This is a genomic window from Microcoleus sp. PH2017_28_MFU_U_A (assembly GCF_020738035.1).
Classification (GTDB): domain Bacteria; phylum Cyanobacteriota; class Cyanobacteriia; order Cyanobacteriales; family Microcoleaceae; genus Microcoleus.
This window is the reverse complement of record NZ_JAEQCX010000132.1, coordinates 18,930-36,687: the sequence shown is the minus strand read 5'-3', so window position 1 is coordinate 36,687 and position 17,758 is coordinate 18,930. Positions and strand designations below refer to the sequence as shown.

General features: G+C 45.7%; 19 protein-coding genes. 13 read left to right on the top strand and 6 right to left on the bottom strand.

Annotated features, from left to right (window positions below):
* The 3 genes from JGK14_RS29070 to JGK14_RS29060 form a co-directional block, all read left to right on the top strand.
* A partial coding sequence (locus tag JGK14_RS29070; RefSeq protein ID WP_325315802.1) for a glutathione S-transferase family protein occupies positions 1 to 773 on the top strand: 773 nt, incomplete at its 5' end.
* 126 nt (positions 774 to 899) lie between these two features.
* Positions 900 to 1,622: a DNA/RNA nuclease SfsA gene (sfsA, locus tag JGK14_RS29065; protein ID WP_293212192.1), complete on the top strand. Its 723-nt coding sequence runs from the start codon at positions 900 to 902 to the stop codon at positions 1,620 to 1,622.
* A 59-nt stretch (positions 1,623 to 1,681) separates the two neighbouring features.
* On the top strand, positions 1,682 to 1,891 hold the full coding sequence (locus JGK14_RS29060; RefSeq protein WP_293185622.1) for a hypothetical protein: 210 nt from the start codon (positions 1,682 to 1,684) through the stop codon (positions 1,889 to 1,891).
* A 173-nt stretch (positions 1,892 to 2,064) separates the two neighbouring features.
* Here the strand turns inward: JGK14_RS29060 and ald are convergent, their stop codons facing one another.
* On the bottom strand, positions 2,065 to 3,153 hold the full coding sequence (gene ald, locus JGK14_RS29055) for an alanine dehydrogenase (protein ID WP_293196386.1): 1,089 nt from the start codon (positions 3,151 to 3,153) through the stop codon (positions 2,065 to 2,067).
* Positions 3,154 to 3,256: 103 nt separating this feature from the next.
* Positions 3,257 to 4,102 carry a class I SAM-dependent methyltransferase gene (locus JGK14_RS29050; RefSeq protein ID WP_293185619.1) on the bottom strand — a complete coding sequence of 282 codons (846 nt, stop codon included), beginning with the start codon at positions 4,100 to 4,102 and terminating at the stop codon, positions 3,257 to 3,259.
* Positions 4,103 to 4,210: 108 nt separating this feature from the next.
* Here JGK14_RS29050 and JGK14_RS29045 point away from each other — a divergent pair, with 108 nt between their 5' ends.
* From JGK14_RS29045 to JGK14_RS29030, 4 genes are all read left to right on the top strand, one after another.
* On the top strand, positions 4,211 to 5,887 hold the full coding sequence (locus JGK14_RS29045; RefSeq protein WP_325315801.1) for a DEAD/DEAH box helicase: 1,677 nt from the start codon (positions 4,211 to 4,213) through the stop codon (positions 5,885 to 5,887).
* A complete protein-coding gene (locus tag JGK14_RS29040) occupies positions 5,866 to 7,080 on the top strand; it encodes a DUF790 family protein (RefSeq protein ID WP_325315800.1) in 1,215 nt (404 codons plus the stop codon). The genes JGK14_RS29045 and JGK14_RS29040 overlap by 22 nt, the downstream gene beginning before the upstream one ends.
* A gap of 184 nt (positions 7,081 to 7,264) precedes the next feature.
* The gene (locus JGK14_RS29035) at positions 7,265 to 7,984 is read left to right on the top strand and encodes a DUF2786 domain-containing protein (RefSeq protein ID WP_325315799.1); all 720 of its coding nucleotides are present in this window, start codon (positions 7,265 to 7,267) and stop codon (positions 7,982 to 7,984) included.
* Between the two features lie 42 nt (positions 7,985 to 8,026).
* Positions 8,027 to 8,629 carry a hypothetical protein gene (locus JGK14_RS29030; protein WP_325315798.1) on the top strand — a complete coding sequence of 201 codons (603 nt, stop codon included), beginning with the start codon at positions 8,027 to 8,029 and terminating at the stop codon, positions 8,627 to 8,629.
* 661 nt (positions 8,630 to 9,290) lie between these two features.
* Here the strand turns inward: JGK14_RS29030 and JGK14_RS29025 are convergent.
* The 4 genes from JGK14_RS29025 to JGK14_RS29010 all read right to left on the bottom strand — a co-directional run bounded on the left by JGK14_RS29025 (position 9,291) and on the right by JGK14_RS29010 (position 11,994).
* Positions 9,291 to 10,007, bottom strand: a complete 717-nt coding sequence (locus JGK14_RS29025) for a GUN4 N-terminal ARM-like repeat domain-containing protein (RefSeq protein ID WP_325315797.1) — start codon at positions 10,005 to 10,007, stop codon at positions 9,291 to 9,293.
* 233 nt (positions 10,008 to 10,240) lie between these two features.
* The gene (locus JGK14_RS29020; protein ID WP_293185604.1) at positions 10,241 to 10,813 is read right to left on the bottom strand and encodes a hypothetical protein; all 573 of its coding nucleotides are present in this window, start codon (positions 10,811 to 10,813) and stop codon (positions 10,241 to 10,243) included.
* A gap of 274 nt (positions 10,814 to 11,087) precedes the next feature.
* Entirely contained in the window at positions 11,088 to 11,297 is a 210-nt protein-coding gene (locus JGK14_RS29015; RefSeq protein ID WP_293185603.1) for a hypothetical protein, read from the bottom strand.
* Between the two features lie 514 nt (positions 11,298 to 11,811).
* Positions 11,812 to 11,994: a hypothetical protein gene (locus tag JGK14_RS29010; protein WP_293185601.1), complete on the bottom strand. Its 183-nt coding sequence runs from the start codon at positions 11,992 to 11,994 to the stop codon at positions 11,812 to 11,814.
* A gap of 390 nt (positions 11,995 to 12,384) precedes the next feature.
* On the opposite strand from JGK14_RS29010, the gene JGK14_RS29005 reads away from it, so the two are divergent.
* The 6 genes from JGK14_RS29005 (at position 12,385) to JGK14_RS28980 (ending at position 17,727) form a co-directional block, all read left to right on the top strand.
* Positions 12,385 to 15,015 (top strand): AAA-like domain-containing protein, encoded by a 2,631-nt coding sequence (locus JGK14_RS29005; protein ID WP_325315796.1) that lies wholly within the window; start codon positions 12,385 to 12,387, stop codon positions 15,013 to 15,015.
* An 83-nt stretch (positions 15,016 to 15,098) separates the two neighbouring features.
* A complete protein-coding gene (locus JGK14_RS29000) occupies positions 15,099 to 15,437 on the top strand; it encodes a DUF433 domain-containing protein (RefSeq protein WP_293325501.1) in 339 nt (112 codons plus the stop codon).
* Positions 15,434 to 15,796, top strand: coding sequence for a DUF5615 family PIN-like protein (locus JGK14_RS28995; protein ID WP_293185597.1), 363 nt, complete (start codon positions 15,434 to 15,436; stop codon positions 15,794 to 15,796). The genes JGK14_RS29000 and JGK14_RS28995 overlap by 4 nt, the downstream gene beginning before the upstream one ends.
* Before the next feature lie 96 nt (positions 15,797 to 15,892).
* A complete protein-coding gene (gene ruvA / locus JGK14_RS28990) occupies positions 15,893 to 16,516 on the top strand; it encodes a Holliday junction branch migration protein RuvA (protein ID WP_293185596.1) in 624 nt (207 codons plus the stop codon).
* Positions 16,517 to 16,810: 294 nt separating this feature from the next.
* The gene (gene rpsO / locus JGK14_RS28985) at positions 16,811 to 17,080 is read left to right on the top strand and encodes a 30S ribosomal protein S15 (RefSeq protein ID WP_293134126.1); all 270 of its coding nucleotides are present in this window, start codon (positions 16,811 to 16,813) and stop codon (positions 17,078 to 17,080) included.
* 170 nt (positions 17,081 to 17,250) lie between these two features.
* Entirely contained in the window at positions 17,251 to 17,727 is a 477-nt protein-coding gene (locus JGK14_RS28980) for a PAM68 family protein (RefSeq protein WP_325315795.1), read from the top strand.
* The last annotated feature ends 31 nt before the right edge of the window (positions 17,728 to 17,758 follow it).

Here is a 17,758-nt window from a genome sequence, read left to right as displayed (position 1 = left end):
CGGCAGGGGTTGTCTCTTTCATGGGTCATTTTTTAACGTTATCTGCTTGCTATGTAAGCATTATAACCTATTTTTATCGTATTTTCTGTTTAAGTCCCGCTAATGCCCGTCGCGTCTGGATTGCTTTGCTAGAAAAAGAGATTGAGTTTGAATTGGTGTCGATGAAATTAAACGGCGATCAGTTTCAACCAGATTTTTTGGATATTAGCCCTTTTCACCACATTCCGGTTTTGGCTGATGGCGATTTTCATTTAATAGAAAGTCTCGCTATGCTTGATTATCTGGAAGCTAAGTATCCGACGATCGCACTATTGCCACAGAATGCTCGGGATTTGGCGATCGTCCGCATGGTACAAATGGTAACAGTCAACGAATTGACACCAGCGCTGAGTCCCTTTGTCCGCCAGACTTTCGGCGGCGCAGGCGAACCGGAGAATCTGGAAAAATCTGCGCTGCAAGTGGCGGCGGTACTGAGATTTTTTGAGGAGTTGTTGGGCGATACACCTTTTTTTGGCAGTAACACGATTACCCTGGCGGATGTTGTGGCTGGTGTTTCCGTGCCTTGGCTGCCCGAGTTAGGCTTGTCTTTGGAGGAATACCCCAAATTGGAGGATTGGTGCGATCGCTTAAATTCCCGCGCTTCTTGGAAAGAAACACAAGCCAGTCCGGAACTGGTGGAAGCTTTTAAAGCGCAGATGAAACAGTTGATGAAAGGTAAACAACAGCAGCCTTTAAATGATGAAATTAATGAGCTTAGAAGAGAAGATAAATAAGTGATTTATGGTTGGGTGGGGGCGGGTTTTTGAGATTGTCAATTATTGGCACGTATTGTTGGTGAACCCGCCCCTACAGCAATTATGTCTATTTACCAATGCCCCATGCCCCATGCCCCTATCCCCATGAACGACTTAATTTACAAATATCCCCCTCTCTTACCCGGCACTTTAATCAAGCGGTACAAACGATTTTTCGCAGAAATCGAACTGGCTTCGGGAGAAATTATCACCGCGCACTGTCCGAATACTGGCCCGATGACTGGTGTTTTAATTCCCGGCAATCCAGTGCTAGTATCTCCCAGTGACAATCCCAAACGCAAGTTAGCTTATACTTGGGAATTAATTAAAGTTTGCGATACTGTACCAACCTGGGTGGGAGTTAATACCGGGCTGCCAAATCGAGTAGTTAAATTAGCTTTGGAATTGCAATTGTTTCCTGAATTGGGAAATTACAGTTTGATTCAGCCGGAGGTTGTTTACGGAAAAGATAAAAAAAGTCGAGTGGATTTTTGGCTGAATGGTGGGGAAAAACCGATTTTTGTGGAAGTTAAAAATACAACTTGGGTTAAAGATACATTAGCTTTATTTCCCGATACAGTCACAGAACGGGGACAGAAACATTTAAGAGAATTGATCGAAGTGGTGCGGCAGGGTTCGAGGGCTGTAATGCTGTATTTTATTAATCGCGGCGATTGTACGGATTTTGCGCCTGGGGATAGTGCCGATCGCATTTACGGACAATTGTTCAGACAAGCTATTATTGAAGGTGTGGAAGTTTTGCCTTGCCGCTTTGACGTAACTCCCGAAGGTGTCCGGTATTTGGGTTTGGCAAAACTGGATATTTGACAGTTGACCGCTTGACAGTTTGAGAGCAACCTCTACCTAGAAGGAAGAGGATTGGAGTAATGAATAGTCTGACTTTAATTTCTCCCTCAAATGATTCCGGCTTTCAACCAATTCTTTCTGGTAACTGTTGCTTTGAGGATCGAAAATCCGTGAACCGAGTAACTCCCGTCGTCGATGAAAAAGCAAACCGGATCGATTACCTTTTTTGTTTAGAAACAGGCAAGATGCCCGTTCCACAATATAGCCTTTCTCACAAAGATGAGGTATGACTGACAGCTTACATAACCTCCTAGACAAAGAGGGCTCTCTTCCCAACAACGTCCGCGAATCTTTCTGAGAACCACAATACATGAATTTTCTTGTGGGGAGTAGGGGTTGGGCATCCTGCCCGCGCCAAAATACAATTTAGATGCGGGACAACTTACTTAAAAAAAGAGGCAATTTAATCTGCCAAATCTGGGAAAACTTCCCGGACGGCCGGATGCACCAGTCGGTGATTCTGCACGTTCAATCCCTTCGCCAAACTCGGATTCATTTCCAAAGCTTTAATCCCGTTATTTGCCAACTGCAAAACATAAGGCAAAGTGCTGTTATTCAAAGCTTGAGTAGCTGTCCAAGGCACTGCACCGGGCATATTTGGTACGCCATAATGCACAACTCCTTCCTCTACATAAGTAGGATTTGTGTGAGAAGTTACTCGCAAAGTTTCGACACAGCCACCTTGATCGACGGCTACGTCAACAATTACAGAACCGGGCTGCATTTTGGCGACAAATTCGCGCGAAAGTAGCACCGGAGCTCTTTTTCCTAAGACTAAAACTGCACCGATTAATAAGTCAGCATCGGGAACAACTGCTTCTATTTGCAAAGGACTGCTGTAAAGGTATTCTACTCTGGAACCGAATAAAGTTTCCAAGTAGGCTAGCCGATCGACATTTACATCTAAAATCTGCACCCTAGCGCCCATTCCGACAGCAATGCGGGCTGCTTCTGTGCCGACGATTCCGCCGCCCAAAATTACAACTTTGCCCGGTCTTACCCCCGGTACGCCCCCCAAAAGTACGCCTTTGCCGCCTTGCTGTCGTTCCAGAAACCGAGCACCGAACTGCACGGCCAAACGCCCTGCAATAATGCTCATCGGGGTTAGCAGGGGCAATTTCCTGTCGGGGAGTTCGACGGTTTCGTAGGCGATAGCCTGGACTCCGCTGTTGATTAAGTGCTCGGTTAATGTGCGATCGGCTGCTAAGTGCAAATATGTAAATAGCAACTGCTCTTTTTCAATCAGCGGATACTCAGTAGGTAATGGTTCCTTAACTTTGACAATTAGTTGCCGGTTCCAGACATCTGAAGCCTTCGAGACAATCTTCGCCCCGGCTTCAATGTAGTCCTCATCAGCAAAACCAGCCCCAGCCCCAGCATTCGTTTCGACGAAAACTGTGTGGCCTTTGTCCGAACAAGCCCGCACGCTGGTGGGACTGAGTCCGACTCGAAACTCTAAATCCTTGATTTCCTTGGGGACGCCTATTTCCATCTATAACCTCAAATTTCAGGCTTATGTCGATCGAATTTAACGCAAAAATCAGCCCTAGCGGGACAATACCATTGGAGATTTTAGATTTGGGAATCGGGCTGGGCTAGGAGAATATTTGTTTGATTTTCAGCCATTGCGATCGCAATTTCCAAAATTTGTCATTTTCCATAAGGTCGATCGATCTTTTAGCCTGCTCCAACTCTAACTCAAGCTGCTGCATCCGAGCTTGCGAACTCTGCAATTGGGACTTAACCTCCTGCAACTGAATTCGCACCTCCTTTTCCCCAGTATTTTTCTTAATCGCAATATCGTGATAGCCTAGGAACTGAAGCGCCAGAAATACTATTTCCCAGTCATTCGCAATACAAAACTCATTAACTGCTTTCGCCACACCGTAAGGCATGATTTCGCATACAGACCAATTCGTATAATCGTTAAAAACCATCATCCCGTCAGATTTCACCTTTGTATAACCTCGATTGATATCTTTGCATACACCTTCATAAGAATGATCGGCATCGATGTAAATCCAATCAAAATACTCTTCTGGAAAACCGCCTAAAATTGTCGATGAATCACCTTCGTGAAGTTCGACAGTCCCATTTTCTATCCCTGCTTGCAATAGGGGATTTTGTTTGCGATCGATTTCCGCTTTAAATGCCTCGAAATTACCATCAATTAAATGCAGCTTTTGGGGCTGGGTAATAGCAAGTATTTTCTCGGCAAATCGCCCATATTGAGTGCCAACCTCTGCAACCACACTATTTTTAGGTAAACATTCCAATATTTTGATGCGACTTTCAACCAGGCGACAGTTTTTGACATGGCAATTTTGCAGTGTTGGCGAAACAAGTACCAATGGATTGTCATTAAAATTATTCCATTTCTCATTATCCCAGCCTTCAGTCGCTGCTAAAAAATTTTGTTTGTATTGCAGAAAGTCAAACATACGATCGCAAAAGTAAGAGAACTTTAATTTGAAAGTAAAGACTTCAGTCCTTACTTTTCCTATATCCTATATAATTTAACAGCAACGATTCACCGCGTCTCAAAAAAAATGCCACGCATACCTACATTAACATTCGATCGCGGAACGCTCCTACTGCACCCGCCGCCCAAAGGCCGAGACTGGGCGGATTTTGCCACGTGGGACGATCGCGTGGAAAAATTTCGCATTCGAGCAATTCACTACCGCCCGCTGGTAGAATCGCTTCAGGCCGACTGCACTAACTTCACCGACGACGCCCGCGGATACGAACTACTCGAACTCGTATCCAGCGTGGCAATGCAGCCTTACCCGCACCAACAAGAAGCCCTAGCAGCTTGGCAAGAAGCAGGAAGCCAAGGAGTAGTCGTCCTCCCCACGGCTTCGGGCAAAACTTATGTGGCCCAATTAGCCATGCAAGTCACAGGCCGCAGTACATTAGTCGTAGTACCAACTCTCGATTTAATGCACCAGTGGTACGCTAATTTGAAAGCAGCTTTTCCCGACATCGAAATTGGATTGTTAGGCGGAGGTTCGCGGGACAAAACGCCAATTTTAGTAGCAACCTACGACAGCGCCAGCATTCACGCCGAAACCTTGGGAAATAAATACGGCTTGCTGGTGTTTGACGAATGCCACCATTTACCAACGGACTTTTATCGAGTAATATCCGAATATGCGATCGCGCCTTTTCGACTCGGACTGACAGCAACACCCGATCGCACAGACGGACGCCACAGCGACTTACACTTCCTCATCGGCCCCACAGTATATAGCAAAAAACCCGAAGATTTAGCAGGCGACGCCTTAGCCGACCATAAAATAGTGCAAATCATGGTCAAACTGTCAAAAGAAGAAACCGATCGCTACAGCGAAGCCATGAACATTCGCAACGACTTCCTCAAACAGTCCAACATCAAAATATCCAGCCTCGAAGGATGGAAACAGTTTATCATGGCCAGCGCGCGATCGCCCCTAGGAAGGCGCGCCATGATTGCCCACCGCCAAGCCAAAGAAATCGCCCTTTGTACCGAAGGCAAATTGCGAATCTTAGCTCAAATTCTAGCCGAACACTCTCCCCAGCGCACCCTAATCTTCACCGGAGACAACGCCACAGTCTACCGAATCTCCCAAGAATTTCTCATCCCCACAATTACCCACCAAACCCCAGTCAAAGAAAGGCACGAAATCCTCGATAAATTTCGCAGCGGCGAATACAAAACCCTAGTCGCATCCCACGTTCTCAACGAAGGAGTGGACGTACCCGACGCCAGAATTGCTATTATACTGTCAGGTACGGGAAGCGAACGCGAATACATCCAAAGATTGGGTCGAGTTTTGCGAAAAAGCAGCGATGTAAATAAACTAGCAATTCTCTACGAAGTCGTCACCGAAGACACCACCGAAGAAAGAACATCCCAGCGCCGCCGAGGCGGAATGCAAGTTCACAAACCCCAACCAAAAACACCAATAGAACCACCACCAGCAGAATATCCAAAATTAGAAACAGTCAAACCAACACCGATTTACGGAGTCAACCGAGAGACAACCAAAAAAGCAGCAGAAACACCAGCAAAATGGGGAGATGATGATGACATTCCCAAGACAACCAAAAAAGCCGCAGAATCACTGTCAACTGTCAACTGTCAACTGTCAACTGTCAACTGTCAACTGTCAACTGTCAACTGTCAACTGTCAACTGTCAACTGTCAACTGTCAACTGTCAAATGCTACCAACCGATCTACTAAGCCACCGTCAAAACGGCGAATCAATCATCCCGCTACGCCTCAAGATAGATGCTAAAAACCTAGAAGCAGCTACCGAAACGATCGCCTGCTTCCAGGAGTCGATCGGCAAAACCCAAGGCGAACTCGACGGACGCTTGCTAGAATTAGAAGGCGACAGCCCCGACTATCGGCTGAAACGGGGATTGGCGCACCTCCTCAAAGGCGGTTTCTCCACCTTGGAAGTCGTCAGCCCCCTAGAACCAATGGAGTTGAGACAGCGGGTATTTGCGTTGTCCGCGCGATCGATACCCAGCCCACAATCCACCCAAATAACCCTCGAAACAGTAGCCACAGAGCTCAGCCAAGACTTAAACAGAGAAGTTTTTACCCACGAAATCAAAACAGGTTTATACGCCGATTTAAACGAAAACAAAATCCTCACCGAATTTGACGCACCAACACCCGAAAACTTACTTCACAGATACAACCTTTCCCAAGTCCAAGGCATATTTTACCGAGCAAGTCAAGTTCAATTAACCGCGCACCGCAACGATCCAGGAGAATACAAACTCCTCTTTCGCTATTTAAAATTATTTCAATTAATGACCTACATCGAAGGCGATGCAGACCACGGATTTACCCTCACAATCGACGGCCCCACAAGCTTGTTCAAACCCAGCACCCGCTACGGCTTAGCCCTCGCCAAAATGCTGCCCGCACTCCTACACGTCACCAAATGGAGTATGCACTCAACTCTGCAAACCAAAGATGCTTTCAGCGGCGTTGTGAAAACAGGTAAATTCACCCTAAATTCCGACTGCGGTTTAGTCAGCCACTATCCCCCAGGCAAACCCTATGATAGTATGTTAGAAGCAGCATTTGCTGGCAGGTGGGATAGCTTAAAAACCGAGTGGAAACTCGAACGAGAAGTCGATCTAATTCCGATTCCCGGAAGCGTGATGATTCCCGACTTTCGGTTAGTCCATCCCGACGGACGAGTATTTATATTAGAAATAGTCGGCTATTGGCGGCCGGAGTATTTGCAAAAGAAATTTGCTCAAGTACACAAATCTGGATGCGACAACTTGATTTTAGCTATTTCCGAACGGCTGAATCTGGAAAAAGCTGGGGTTAATGTAAAAGAAGTTCCTGCAAAAATAGTTTGGTTTAAAGATAAATTGCAGCCAAAATCAGTCCTAGAAATCCTCGAATAGTACACCAATCAGTAGCAAACTTCTCTCTCCCTCTCTTCCTCTGCGGCCTCTGCGGCCTCTGCGGTTCAAACCTCTTAAATTAAATTATCCTAAAAGAACGATCGCACATTCCAACACTCTAGTAAAATAGAAACATCCCCAAAACCTTGCCACCGCGTAGTCTCACCCCCAAACCAATCAAAAAATGGTAGAAACAAGCATTGTCGAAAAAATCAAAAAGCTGTTAGCCCTCGCCACCTCATCCAACGAAAACGAATCAACCGCTGCGGCAGCAAAAGCTTCCGTTTTACTGGCGCAGTACAATCTCAGCCTCGCCGATTTAGGCCCCAATCACCAAGAAGAGATCGATCAAAGCGGAGTTGAGACAACATCCAAATTTGTCACTTGGAAAATGATCCTGCTTTCAGGAATTGCGGAAGCTAACGGTTGTACAGGTATGCGGAACAATTATAGTGGTAGTATGTTTTTGGTGGGAAGCTCTACAAATCTGATTGTTTGCAAGCACCTGTATGAATATTTGAGTTCTGCGATCGAGAAACGGGCGAAATATCGCAAAGGAAGCGGCCGGGGACTGGCGTATCTGAACGCTTTTCGGGTGGGATGCGCCACAAGGTTGCGACAAAGGCTGCTGGAACAAAAGCGGGAGATGGAGGAGTCGGGGATTCCGGGCTCGGTTGATACAGCGGCTACTCCTGCTATTGTAGTGCGATCGATGTTTGAGAAGAATGAACAGGCGATCGCAGATTATTTAGAAAGCCAAGGAGTTAAAGTCAAAACCCGAGCCGGTGCTCAAATCAGCAGCGAAGTCGGTTTTAATTCCGGTTATGAAGTAGGCGACAAAATTAGCTTGCAGAAGCAAGTGCAACCGGAAGGAGAACAAAAAAAACTTAATCAATCTCTGTGAGTTTAACTATAATTTCACAATCAACTTATATTGTTAATTGCTATGCCCTACAGTTCTTTCACCACAATCGGTAAAGTCAAGGAAGCATTTAATCTAACCACTGTAGAAGCAGTTCGTTTTTTGCCTAACATTGACCCAATTCCCCCTTCTCAAACATTGATTGCTTTTTTGGAAGAAAGCTTACCGTTAGCCTCATCAGCAAGCGAAAAAGCTCGTTCTGAAGGAATTATTTATCCTGTCTTGTTAGAAGCGAGACGAATTTTACAGCGACGAGTCAGTTTATTTTCAGGAGAAGACTTCACAGTAGATGAATCAATGGGATTGAACGGAATGTGCGATTTCCTCTTTAGCCGTTCCGAAGAAATTCTAGAAATTGAAGCACCGGCAGTCATTATTGTGGAGGCCAAAAAATCCGATCTCAGAACAGGATTCGGACAATGTATTGCTGAAATGGTGGGAGCACAAAAATTTAATGAGGCTAAGAAAAAGCCGATTCCTATCATTTATGGTTCAGTCACCAATGGCACTCAGTGGCGATTTCTGAAACTAGAAGGGCAAGTAGTAACAATTGATTTAATTGATTATCCACTGCCTCCTGTCGATCAAATTTTGGGCTTTTTGGTATGGATGGCACGGGAAATTTAGCTGATTTGATTTGGACTTACGCAACTGTCACATCAGGTAGGGTGTATAATATAGGTAGCTGCGAATTCAAGTTAATCTATACGGGTAAAAATTTATTTTACAACTTATTTTACAACAAGGTTAAAACAGCAATTAAAACAGATAAGTGGATCATTGCTGAGGCGACATAAAGCTCCCTGTAAACTGGAATGAATTTTTTTTGGAGACACTTTAGGAACTGCTTCACCATCTACAAACTCATAATATACGTCTCCGTCGGGCAACGCTAGAAATTCTTCTAAAGTGAGTTTGGTTCCGATTCCTACCATGACTCGTAGCCCTCTCGCTAATTAATTCAAATATCAATTATACAAAATTTCCCAACATTCCTCAAAAAAGACCCGGCGGTTGAAACCGCGGCTACAGAAACAAAACCCGCCTCCGCGGGTTGAAGAATAGGCGGTTAAAATTACGTTATTTCCCAACATTCCTCAAAAAAGACCCGGCGGTTGAAACCGCGGCTATACAAACAAAACCCGCCTCCGCGGGTTGAAGAATAGGCGGTTAAAATTACGTTTTATATTATTCTCTTGAGTCCGCGGAGGCGGACATTGTTTGTGTAGATGCGGTTTCAACCGCCGTCCGATCTTTGTTTGTGTAGACGCGGTTTCAACCGTACGTCTTACTTCACCCAAGCCCGATGAGCCATCAAAGCTGAAAACGGCTGCACTCCCCGCAACTGATTCGACAGCGGCAAATGACCCCTCGGCGCGCTCAAATCCCAAATAAACTCTTGCGGATACCGCGTCCAATTATTTCCCTTCTTCCAGCCAATTAACGGCCACAACTTATCCCAATTCTTCCCCGAACTCAGCCAAATTTCCCGCTGTACCGAAAAGCCAAATTTGTTTTCGGAATGAACTTTCCACAGGGTATTAATTGTTTGCAAATCTGCCACGGGCAAACTTTCAACTTCCGTAAAATACAACCACTTTCTCGCGGAAGCTGTCTCGCCCGCCAATCCACAAAGTTTGTTTAAAGTCAATAGATCGGCTTCTTGAAATTCCTGTAGGGCCAATAATTGTTGCAGCGGAGTGTAGTCAATGTTAGAGTCCGATCGCAATTGCACTACTCCAGTCGGAAAATTCGCCTGCAAAAACTCCCTCGCTCTGGCAGAATCCGCACAATAAAGAATTTGGTAAGCCTTACCCATTACCGCCGTCGGTTCCTCCGACTTGCGCTCTAATAAAAATTCCATCAACACGTCCCAGCCTGCATCTGCTATGTGTTGTTGCAGCAGTTGCAGTTGAGTTTTCTCTGAACCCGACCTCAACTGTGAGCGGAGTTCGGCTGTATCGGCGGCCGAGTCTAATGGAGAAGTAGAAATCGAGTCAGTCATGGGAAACTATCAGCTATCAGCTATCAGCTATCAGCAATTAGCTGAAGCCCTGGTTTTCCTCCATTGTACAATGCTACTGACTCCGATTTACTTCTCTGTACTCCGATGGTTGTGCGCTGCACGACGAGCTAACCTCGCCGCGATCGCACATTCCTCGTCAATGGGAGCGATAGCAAATAGCTTTACCCTCAGATTTTTGCGATCGCTCCCATGTAAAAGAGTTTTTCTTGAACCTAGTCGTCCACGATGGAAACCCATGCAGAGAACGAAGGCGGAAAAAAGTTGATGTCATATTCCGAGTCTTCCCACTCTTTCACCCACAGCGGTACAACGCCCGGGCGAGGAGTTTCCGCAAAGATCCGTTCCTTGGATTCGATCGAGTGAAATAGCTGTTTCAAAGTATCTCCCCGATCCAAAGCTTCGCTGAGGATGTCGTCCAACTCAGGATCGACCCGTTTGACGCGGTTTTTGTCCTCTTCAAGCCACAGAAGTTTCAAAGACTTCAGATCCCTCGGACTGAGAATGCTCTTGTAGTACACGCGCTTGAGCGTCGCTACGGGCTCCAACGAGCGTTCGATCCGGCGAATTTGCTGAACTCGCAGGTAGTGCCATTCCGCTAAACGCTTCCGTTCCGAAGGCGCGAGAGTTTCCTTCCCCGCTGAGTGTTTGTAGTCATAGTTAATCAAACTGCAAGCCATATTAGCCAGCAGGTGAATTAACTGTTTTTCTTTGGGTGTCGCCTGACGCCGTTCCTGGGTTCTTGTCAATACGCGCTGTCTGCGGGTAGTTTCGAGAGTATTTTCCATTGGGTTTTTACGAGATGAAATACGATTGTGCCAGATCCGAATCCCGAACATCAGAAGGTAAGGAAGTTCCTAGGCGGGGAAACTCCACCGACAGACTCGCCTTACCTGTTTATTTTCCCATTCACTTTGTTGAGACTTCAACTCCCCGGATTAGGTGGACTGATATTCGGCCCGAGTTTTCACCCCCTTGAGCCAAGGTGGTGGCGACAACAAATACACCACAAACACGATCGCAATCACAACCGCAGCGCCGGCGAACCACTCAGAGGGCTAATTATTTCCGGCCTTTGCCTGTCTTTACCTCTTCTTGCTCTCCATCTTCATTCGTTCCAGTGTAGTTAATGTCGGGACGACTCTCAAGAGCAGTCAAACTGCTGGTTGATGAAGATTGTGGGACGATCGCAAAAGCGCTGGCCCTGCTTGTATGGAATAAGCCGATGCCACCGGAGGCAATTACTGCTAATACTAAGATGCTGTTTTTCATGTTCGATGACCCTGATTTAACGTAGATAGACACCTTTTGGCTAACCCGATCTGTCAGAAGTGGGTTGATGCAATAGCCCACTTGTCTTCTGATAAATCTGCCTGCCATAATCAATACAGACAGGCACACCCGAAGAGCGATCGGAAACGCCGGAAGTGACGTGTTACTTATGTCCACGATCATCCACCAACCAGATTTTTTTGGGTAGTGGGGCTAAGGCCATCAGGGCGTCGATCCATCAGGGAGTTATGCCATCAGGGTGCTCATCTATCGGGTAGTTAATTCATCAGGGCGCATCTTCTACTACAATTAGCCACAAACTTAACTTTAATCGTTGAGCCAGTGGCTAGCAGCGCACTGACAGCGCTTTTAAGAATTAAACTTTTTGTGGATTTATCCCCAAAAGTTTGTTCTTAAAAATTCCCCCACGCGAAAGCCGGGGAAGTGTCAGCGGCATGGAATTCCATGCAATCTAAGTCAACTAAAAAAAACGCAGATTAACGATATCTCCCACTCAAGCAGTCCTCAGCCAAACGCTGGGGTTTTTTATTGGTAGCAGCCATTCCAGTGCTTTGACAGGACGGCATTCGGTAGCCAGCCCCCAAGGCAGAACCTTAGGCAGTACCTTAGGCAGTACCTTAAAGGCGCTGCGGTTATGAGTTTCCCTGGCAACATCATACCATCGGGTGAAATTCAAAGTATGATTGTAAAAAAATGTGAACCCAATGGCGTTTGGGCATTTTCAATCCGGTTGAGTAAAAATTTAGATGAGGATGCGAACGAGTACAAACAAAAAAGTGCCGGAGTACGATCGCCCTCCTGGCTGGATTTACGGTTGGTTGCAAAGATACGGTAAAGATTGACAATGACAACGCTGAGTTAGTAGACAATAGAGAAAGAGTCACAAAAATTTCAACCACAGTAACACCAGTTCAAAAAAAGAACGCAACTGTAGGTAAACTCCAAACCCTTATTGAATCAGTCATTGACCAATCTCAAATCTAAAATAGTATGAGCTGGCAATAATTGCAATTTGTAACTTTTCCATCGCACAGCATAGGGGCGCAGCATCTTGATGAATTCGCAGATGACAGCAGAAGTCCACTCAACCAACCAATATCAAGTCGGAGGATATTTGCCTGCCGGTGCGCCCACCTATGTCAGGCGATCGGCAGACAGCGAACTCTACCAAGGACTCAAAGCCGGACAATTCTGCTACGTATTGAGTTCGCCACAAATGGGAAAGTCCAGCCTGCTAGTGCAAACGGCCAAAAGGTTGCAAGCAGAAGGTACAGCTTTTGCCGCCGTCAACTTGAGAAGCATTAGCACCCCAGAAATTTCCCTGGAAAAGTGGTATGGTGCGATCGTCCACCGCATCGCCAGCAGCTTGCGCCTCACAAACAGGTTTGATGCCCTCAAGTGGTGGAACGATCGCGAAGTGCTATCCCCGGTGCAGCGATTGGAGATATTTATCGAAAAAGTTTTGCTCAAGTCACTGCGGCAAAATTTAGTCATTTTGATAGATGACATTGACACCACCAACATCCTCAATTTCAGTACCAGCGATTTTTTTGCCTCAATTCGAGGTTGTTATTCTAAGCGGGCAGAGCAACCAGAATACGATCGCCTGAATTTTGCGGTTTTCGGAGTAGCAGCCCCGTCACAATTGATCCGAGATCCAAGCTGCAACCCTTTTAATATTGGACGACCAATTAATTTAAGTCGATTGCAACTAGACGAAAGTGTGTCACTAACAAAAGGATTGGCACTCAAAGCTTTTCGTCCCCAAAAAGTGCTCCAAGAAATATTTACTTGGACGGACGGTCAACCTTTTCTGACTCAAAGACTGTGCCAATTGGTGCTTGAATACGGGTCTTTTATTGGCAGAAATTGCGAAGCCCAGCAGGTGGAACAACTGCTCAAACACAGAATTATTAAAAATTGGGAAGACTGGGACGAACCCCCACATTTGACAGCAATTCGCGATCGCATTTTCTACAGCCGCTGCGATCTCACCAGGCTGTTAACGCTGTACCAGAAAATTTTGCAACCGCCCGACCCCAAAAAACCGGAAGAAGCGCCGGGAGTTGCTGTCGATTATTCTCCCGAACAAATAGAATTGCAACTGTCAGGATTGGTGGTCAAATCTCATGGTAAATTAATAGCTGCTAACCTAGTTTATCAATCTGTTTTCAATCAGTTTTGGGTGGAAAAAGAACTGGGAAATCTGGCTCCCTACCGCGAGGCCTTGGCAGCATGGCTGGCTTCGGATCGCGAAGATAAGTCGCAGTTATTGACGGGGGAAACTTTGCAGTCAGCCTTGGATTGGGCGGCAAACAAACAATTAAGCCAAGAACACTATTGGTTCTTGAATCCCGGAACTTTTCAGAAAAAACCGACAGTCGCTGTCGCACAAGTTGTACAAAGCAGCCCAGACATCGGTGCAGAGAGAATTCTCACCCCGCCCTCAGATACTTTTCTATCGGGCAGCAACGAACAGGTATTGTACGATCACATCGTCTCCTGCGTCGAACAAGAATCCCCCGCACAGATAATCGAGCGGTTCCGCAAACTATTTATCGACGGTATGGGCTACCCCGATCGCGAAATAGAAGCAACTTTGTACAATATAATCTCCGTCAAGCGATCGGATCGGGAGTTTAAATATATCATCCACCGCTGCTGTTACATCCCGATCAACCGCTGGCAATTGCACTCACAGCACAAATTGAGTATTGCAAATTTAGTAGCTTTATTTAAACAGACTTCTCCCCGATTCGGGATGGAATTTTACATAGTCAAGCGCTTGCAAGAACAAATAGAATTCTTTACTAAAAGTGCAGAATTCCAGACCCTAGAGCGCTTAGTAAAAGCAGTAGAACAAGAGCCACAACCGCAGAAACAAGATAGTCATGCTCCTTTGGGCGAATTGATTTGTCGCTATCCTTATTTGTACGGGCATTCTTTGCTGAGCAAGGAGAGCGTGGAGGAAGACCAGCAAACCATCAAAAAGCTGGAAAATCAAAGACAGCGACTATTTGAAAAAAACTTGTCTCAATATTTAAATTATTTGGTTGAGCCGAGAAATACAGAAATAGGAATTGTGCAGCCGGCGCCAAATCCCACACTTTTGAACGATGCGGAATTGCACTTAGCTGTTAGGGAATTTGCCGGGAAAGTAACAGACGATCGCAGCCACAAAGAATCGGCTCAATTTTTTTTGAGAGATGCCAGGAAAACTCCATCCTACAGCTCATTTAAAGTGGATTTATATGAATATTTGATATCATCGGTAGAACCAGAATATGGCGGTCGTCAATTTAATGATAAGTTGTACAAGTACATCAAAAATACATTTCCGGAAAACGACTCGGCGAAATTAAATAATATATTGTTAGCTCAGACTTGCAACCAGTTATTCAACTTTTTAGTAGTGGAAAATTCCCAACATCCCAACCACTACATTTTTTATGACTTAGTATACAACCTCGGGCCCAGCAGGACAATGGGTTTGCTGCTGAAAATATTACTGCTTTCTGGCAAAGTTAAGCCTGAGTTGGAAAAGCGATTTTCTATTTTGTTCAATCACTATGAAGGTAAAGCTTCTGATGAAATTATGTGGTTTATAAAATCATTGGAAAATTTAAATGTGGCCTTAGTGGTAAATTTTGGGAAGACGGATTTGTCTTTGGTTAAACAGCATCTTATTTTGAATTGAAAGATCAGCATAGCGGTTTACTTCAAGTTCTATCGGGCAAATATCAGTGATATAATAAATTATGTTGAGTATACAGCAAAATTATGCCAACCCAAACGCTCACAGATTATTTCAACTTTCTCACTCCCAGCGATATTCGACTGAAAGGGACAAGAATTGGCATTGAAACAATTCTTTATGATTACATCGATTGCGGTCGCGCACCTGATGAAATTGCCCAAACTTATCCTTCCCTCACCCTCGAACAAGTTTATGCGACAATTCTGTATTATCTCCAAAATCAAGAACCTGTGAGTGATTACCTCAAAAATTGGATAGAACACGGTCACAAAATGAGAGAAGAACAGCGCCTTAATCCCCCGCCTGTTTCTGAAAAGCTCCGCCAACTGAGGGCAGAAAGAAAAGCCAAAATTAGCCCATGAACCTGCAATACCTAATTGATGAAAATGTCAATCCAATTTATCCCAATCAAATTAGGCAACGAGAACCAGATATTGCTGTCAAAGTAGTGGGAGAACCGGAAACACCGCCGAAAGGAACTCTCGACCCAGAAATTCTCTACTGGTGTGAAGATAATAACTGTGTTTTGGTGACAAATAACCGAACTTCTATGCCAGTGCACTTAGCCGAACATATGGCGGTAAATCGTCACATTCCAGGGATTTTTATCATCAATCCTAATTTAAGCATTGGCGAAAACCTAGAAGAATTGATTTTAGCGGCTCTGGCATCCCAAGAAAATGAATATCAAGATAGAATTGTTTTTCTACCTTTCCCTTAGCAGTTATTAATGTATTCGGGAGGAAACGATTTTTTTTGCATTAGTCCGATCGCAATTTTAAAAGGCGCGCTACCCTATCGGTGTACCATTAACTATATGATCAGCTATCTCAAAGGCACAGTCGCCAATATCGCCAAAGGCAGCAACCGCGTTATTCTGACTCTCGAAGTTAGTGGAATTGGCTATGACATCCAAATTTTGCCGCGCGTGACTGGCCAATTACCAGCATCCGGCGAAGTCGCCCAAATCTTTACCCACCAGCAAGTTAAGGAAGACCAAATCGTATTGTACGGTTTTGGCAGCACGGCCGAACGCGATTTGTTTCGGCAGTTGACGAGTGTTAGCGGTGTGGGTGCTCAACTGGCGATCGCCCTTCTTGATACTTTAGGAATGCAAGATTTAGTTCAGGCGATCGTCGGCGGTAACACTCGCATCCTCGCCAAAACCCCCGGCGTGGGCACAAAAACCGCCGAACGCCTCGCCCTGGAACTCAAAAGCAAACTCTCGGAATGGAGACAGGAAGCAGGTTTGACAACTTCCGTGGCCGCCGGAGTCCCCGCAGCGATTCAAGAAGAAGTGGAGATGATTTTGCTGGCGATGGGATATACTGCGACGGAAGTCTTGCAAGCGCTGCAAACCCTCAGTCAAGACAGCAACTTGGCAAACAAAGCTAATGCGGATGATTGGATTCGTGAGGCGATCGCCTATTTGAGCCGATAATCGGCCACCCAATAGACTTCTTGCAAAATTTATGGCTAACACGGGCAAGATGCCCATCCCACAATTTTTTTCCTGTGGGATGGGCTGGAATAAACACCATGGAGGGGCGTCCCGCCCATCCGACATTTTTTTTCCTGTGGGATGGGCGTCTCGCCCGTCCTAAGTAGGGCTTGCAATTGAAGTCTTTCAGCTCAAAAAACCAACCCATCCGTGTCGAAAATTTGCTCCTTCACCGTTCCGCTGTGATACTATATGGGATTGTGACAAACGTACAAAAAAAACTAAACTCAATTCATGGCTCTTACACAACAGCGCAAACAAGAAATCATGGGCGACTTTCAAACCCATGAAACCGACACAGGCTCAGCAGATGTCCAAATCGCCATGCTGAGCGATCGCATCAGCAAACTCAGCGCCCACCTGAAAATCAACCAAAAAGACTTCGCCTCCCGGCGCGGTTTGATGATGATGATCAGCCGCCGCAAGCGCCTCCTGGCCTACCTGCAAAAGGAAAATGTCGATCGTTACAAAGCATTAATTGCCCGTTTAGGCATTCGCGGCTAAACAGCACAGCGAAAATTTGCGACAATATTCAAGAATCTTGGACAAACGCCAGCAGGATTTACGCACTGATAACAAATCCGTTTCAAACCGTTGATTAACCATCAGAGTTGCGTAAACCCTCGCCAAGATTTCTTTGATAATTGTTCGAGATTTCAGGTTAAACAAAAAATATGTCCTCCGAACCACCCACCCAGCGCTTACCCTTTGAACCGGCCTCAAATCGGAAAAAAACCGCTAAAAAGCCCCCAGAAGCCGAAGCAAATCCAGTGACAGCGGAAGCAAAACCCGAAAAGCAGCCCAAAGCCACCAAAAAAACTGGCCCCCAGGCGCAATCCATCCCAGAAGCAGTCAGCAAACGCATGATTTCCCGCATTGCGGTATTCTGCGGCGCCCCCACACTCCTGGGAATTTCCACATTTTTTGTGAGTTATTTGATAGTCAGCAAAGGCTGGTTTGACTTGCCCAACACAGCAGTATTATTGGTAAGCATGGGCTGTTTTGGTCTAGGCGTACTGGGATTAAGCTACGGAGTCCTCTCGGCTTCCTGGGATGAAGAAAATTCAGGAAGCACTCTCGGGTGGGAAGAATTTAATACTAATTTTGGACGGATGCGAGAAGCGTGGCGCGATGCGAAATCTAAAAGTTAGTCAGTAGTTATAGAAAACATTCGGTAAGCGG